This window comes from Flavobacterium sp., from assembly GCF_003525665.1.
In the GTDB taxonomy this organism is placed as follows: Bacteria; Bacteroidota; Bacteroidia; order Flavobacteriales; family Flavobacteriaceae; genus Flavobacterium.
In genome coordinates, this window is record NZ_DQDX01000016.1 from 1 (window position 1) to 4,808 (window position 4,808).

General features: G+C 30.0%; 2 protein-coding genes. Both read right to left on the minus strand.

Annotated features, from left to right (window positions below):
* Positions 1–304 precede the first annotated feature (304 nt).
* Entirely contained in the window at positions 305–3,103 is a 2,799-nt protein-coding gene (locus DIU01_RS01065; protein WP_290831412.1) for a triple tyrosine motif-containing protein, read from the minus strand.
* A 95-nt stretch (positions 3,104–3,198) separates the two neighbouring features.
* Positions 3,199–4,623, minus strand: a complete 1,425-nt coding sequence (locus DIU01_RS01070; protein WP_290831413.1) for a T9SS type A sorting domain-containing protein — start codon at positions 4,621–4,623, stop codon at positions 3,199–3,201.
* Positions 4,624–4,808: the final 185 nt, after the last annotated feature.

Below are 4,808 nucleotides of genomic sequence, written 5' to 3' on the forward strand. Positions count from 1 at the left end.
GATTTAAAATTATTGGTAAATTGTACTTGAATATTTTTTCATTAACCGTGACTGAACAGGTTTGCATTTACTCAGCTAATTATTTCATAAAAATAAAAGTTAATAGTACATACAACGTAAAAAGAACCACAACAAAAAATATACATTGTGATTATCGATGCATTTTTTTATCATATTCATGTAAAAAACATACTAAAAATGATAAAAATCAATTCATTAAAATTACATAAAATAGCAACTTAATTGCAATAAAATAACGCAATGTTGTGTTGTTGTATAGGTAAAAAAGGGAAATTTGTAAAGGTTATACATTTAAAATGTACTCAACAAGACCTTGTTCATGCTGTAAATCCATTTTTTTACGCAAACGATATCGCTTTATCTCTACACTGCGTACAGAAATATTTAAAAGAGGTGCAATTTCTTTAGAAGATAAGTTCAATCTTAAATAGGCACATATCCTCAAATCATTGGGAGTTAAACTTGGATGTTGTAATTTTATTTTTTTAAGAAAATCTTTATCAGCACTATCAAAAGCGTCTTTAAATTTATTCCAAGTGTCTTCTTCTTTAACGCTTTTGTTGATTGTTGATATGATAGATTTTATACTTCTATTGGAATTACTATCATCCGAATTTTTTAAATCTTCTTTAATGATATTCAACAGTTCCGTCTTCTCAATTAAGTTTATCGTTGATGCAGCAAGTTCTTTATTTTTCTTATCTACATCAATACTTAACTGCTCGTTCTTAATATTCATAATCTCTTTTTGAATTTCCAATTCTTTCAATTCAAGTAAAAGATTGTTCTCAGCAATAATTTTTTGGTGACGCCTATCGTGGTATTGCGTGTATAGTTTGTTTATGTAATAGGCAATAATTCCAAAAAGAAGAATATAAGCTAATAATGCAAAATTACTGGCATACCAAGGCTTCTTTATTTCAAACGAATAACTTGCTATATTTTCTGTTATCGAATTGGCAACTTTGGCACGAACTTTAAAAACATAATCGCCAGATGGTAAATTTTCAAATTTTACAGATGGTATAGATGTCCATTCTTTCCAATCGTCGTGTAAACCTTCAAGCTTATATTGGTACTCACTGTTTAAGTAGATGTCATAATCTGGAATGGTAAAACTAAATGTTATATTGTTATCATCATGCTGAAACTCTCCTGCCTCTGCAATGGATGAATTAATTAATTTTTTATTTAATATGTTGCTTGAAACACCAGTTATTGAAACATTGTATTTATTTTGTTTTATAAAACTATTTTTTAATAAGTAATAACCATCAGTAGTACCAATTAAGTAAGTATTACTATTGATTTGAGAGATATTTTCATAACCAGGCATCGAATTTGTTAATGAGGCTGGAATTGGTAAACTGTTGCGTTTTAAATCAGCAGATAACTTTCCTTTAGAATAGTAATGAATATAATTTTTTGTAAAAAACCAAAGGTTATTGGATGCATCAACAATCATCTTACCCGAAACATACTCTTCATTCTCATATATTTGGCTTAGATTTTTATCTTTATAAAACTTCCTATCTTTTAAATTAAGTTTATAAATACCTTCCTTAGATGCATAATACAACTGATCATTAAACTTGACTAAAGAGGCATTTTTACCTTTTTTAGGATCTTGATACTTGTATTTATTTGTTACATTGGTAAAATCAGCGTTGATGTCTAGCCTAAAAATTCCATTGTATTCGTGTCCAACATAGATTTGATTTCCCTTAACTATCTCGAAGTATTTAGAAGAATAATCGAAATTTTTTATTTTATTTTTGAATTTCCAAGTTCCATTTTGTTTCTCTAATACCGAAATTCCATAATAATTTCCCTGAAAAATTTTACCTGCATTTGTTTCAAACTTCCATGTTCCAGATTGTTTAAAAATTAAATTTGCACTTTGATCATTAACAATAAAAGTTCCTGAATCATGTCCGCAAAATAATGTGTTATCGTAAGCAAATAAAGACCAAACCTGACCTTTAGTTCCTTGGATAAAACTAAAATCACTATTTGAATCAACATTCTTGCAAAATAAACCTTGATTGGTTCCAATATATAATTTATTTTTAAAAACTACCGATGCATAAATTGTTCCTAAAACTCCAGAATCGTCGACATAACTTCTTATCGATGATTGAAGATTAATACAATTAATTCCGTTGTCAAGTCCTAACCAAAGATTTTTATCTAAATCTTCAAATAACGAAAGGATGGTATTATTACCTAATTTATTTCTTTGACTAATATGAAACTTTTCATTTCCTAACGAATCTAAAATAAAAATACCGTTAGAAATTGTTCCCAAAGCGATACTGCCATCATGAAGTTTTTGAGCGCTGTAAATTCCGCTTTGTTGAATTTGATTATCTACTGTTGTGGAAAATTTCGAAATACTATTATTTTGATATAAATAAATTCCATTATTTTGGGTAATGAAAAGTAATCCGTCACTAGTCTCAATTATGTTTACTAAGCGATTGACTTTAATAAGATCGGAGTTAAGAAACATTTTACTTTTTCCGCCTTCAATTTCAAACAAACCTTCATTAGTTTGATAAAATATACCTTTCGAAGTTTTAAAAGCTCTAATGATTGCTTCTTTAGGTTGAATTACAGAGAATTTTTTTGTTTTAATATTATAAGCATATATGCGTTGAAGTGATTGAAACAATATCCAATTATCGAAAGGTAAAATATTCCAAAATTGCTCGTCATACAATAATTTCACTTTAAGCTCTTTGCACAATGAATTGTATACTAATTGTCCATCTTTTTTCCGATTCCAATAACCAAAATCCATGTAAGAACCAGTATAAATCTTGTCATCGATACAATTAACCGATCTAATAATAGTTTCATTGGGTGATGGATATAATGTCCAGGCAGAACCATTAAACTCCAATAAACCCTCGTTATTAGCAAAGAAAAGAAATTGATTGGCATCTTGAGATATCATCCAATTCTGATTTCCAGCACCATAAATATTGGATTGATATTTTGCAATTGGAGGAAACTCTTGCGAAAAACAAGAAATGCTTATTAACAATGAAAATATAAAAAGGAAATTTCGAATATTCATTTGCTGAAAAATTATACGCTAAATATATGAAATAAAAACTCAAAAAAAAAAGCACGCCTTACGACGTGCTTTAAAAAACTAAACTATTTAAAAAACTATTCTTTAATTATTTTTGAGCTAGAAACAATTCCGTCAACGGTACTTCTAACAATGTAAACACCATTTTGGAACGATGCTAAATCTATAGATGTAGTCAATGCATCAGGATTTACAGATAAAACTTGTTGACCTAACATATTTAAAACGCTAACATTCTGGATGTTATTTTTAGCCTCGATTGTAAATGAGTTTCTTGTAGGGTTTGGATACATTTTGATTTTAGAAACTTCAAAACTTGAATTATTCAATGCTGTACCTTTATAAAAATAAAAATTATCGATAAATAAAGTAGAAGGCGCTGATGGGTCAATTAACAATTGGGTAATTGCTGATTTATTTGGTAATGCAGCAAATGCAGTCATATCTACTTCAATACTTTGCCATGAACCTGTAACAGTAGCGCCAAGTGGAGCTGTTGCTTCACCTCCATTTACAGTATTTACAATCTTTACACCAATTGCATTTGTATTTGGAGTCCAATAATCAATATGCATTTTTTCCATAGCTGATAAATTCACACCAGTACCATAATTTGTTACCATTCCTAAAAATTCACAACCTGTCATTTTCCAAGTATCGTTACCTTGAATTTGGACTGGTGTAAAAGTTGAAAGTTGCGACCAAGTAGTTGGCAACTCACTTAAAGCTACATTAGCATAAGCATTACTGTAAATTGAAATAACATCAGCTGCATTTCTCGCTGGAGGAGTTGGAGCCGCTACTAATGGTTCTTGTCCTGCACATGGAGTACATGTACCTCCACAATCTATACCTGTTTCGGTTCCATTTTGAATTCCATCACTACAAGTTGCAGGATTGGTTATTTTGTTTGCATTCCAAACAACATTATCTACAAGAAGTGTTCCTCCTGCAGTTCTATCTGGCCCACCGCAAGTAAAATCAACAAAAATTACAAATTGATTAGTGCTACTTGGTGAAGCTTGTTCAGCTGTATTTAATCCAGAAATATTCCAAGATAAAGTTACCCATTGGTTCAAGGTATTAACTAAACCTTCATTAGTTGTAACTTCGATGACAGTTCCGTTTGTTGGAGTTACAAATTTAATTCCTACTTTTCCAGCGATGCTTTTGTTAACTTGCATACTAACAGTAATGTTACTTGGTACAGCAGTATCAAATCTCCAAGTACCCAAAGCTCCTTGAGTGTTGATTACTCCGGCATAACAAGCCGTATTTTGCGTAAAATCAATTTTCATAACGTTAGTGGTCGCAGAAGTGTTAACACCATCTGGATCTGGATTTGTTACTATTGAAACTGCTGGATTTGGATTTTCAAAAGAAACCCAATTGCTTAAGGTTCCAGAAGGTGTCGATGGCTCAAAACCTAAATTGTATTGTTGTTGTTGGGAGAATCCTGCTAAAGAAAATAAGAGGAAAATCGACATAGTAATTTTTTTCATGTTGTTGGTTTTATTTGAAGTTAAACTTTTTTATAAAGTTACAGTTATATCGTGTTGAAAATAATTAGTTGAACTATATAAAAACTATACAACATTAAAAATTACGAAATCGATTGAAATAACAAGTATACAAGGGATTTTAATAACTTTATTTAGATTTGCAAAAGTTCAATATAAAGTAAAAT

Bases quoted from the DNA above. Each gene is read 5' to 3' on its own strand.
- DIU01_RS01065 (WP_290831412.1), bottom strand. From the start codon at position 3,103: ATGAATATTCGAAATTTCCTTTTTATATTTTCATTGTTAATAAGCATT.
- DIU01_RS01070 (WP_290831413.1), bottom strand. From the start codon at position 4,623: ATGAAAAAAATTACTATGTCGATTTTCCTCTTATTTTCTTTAGCAGGA.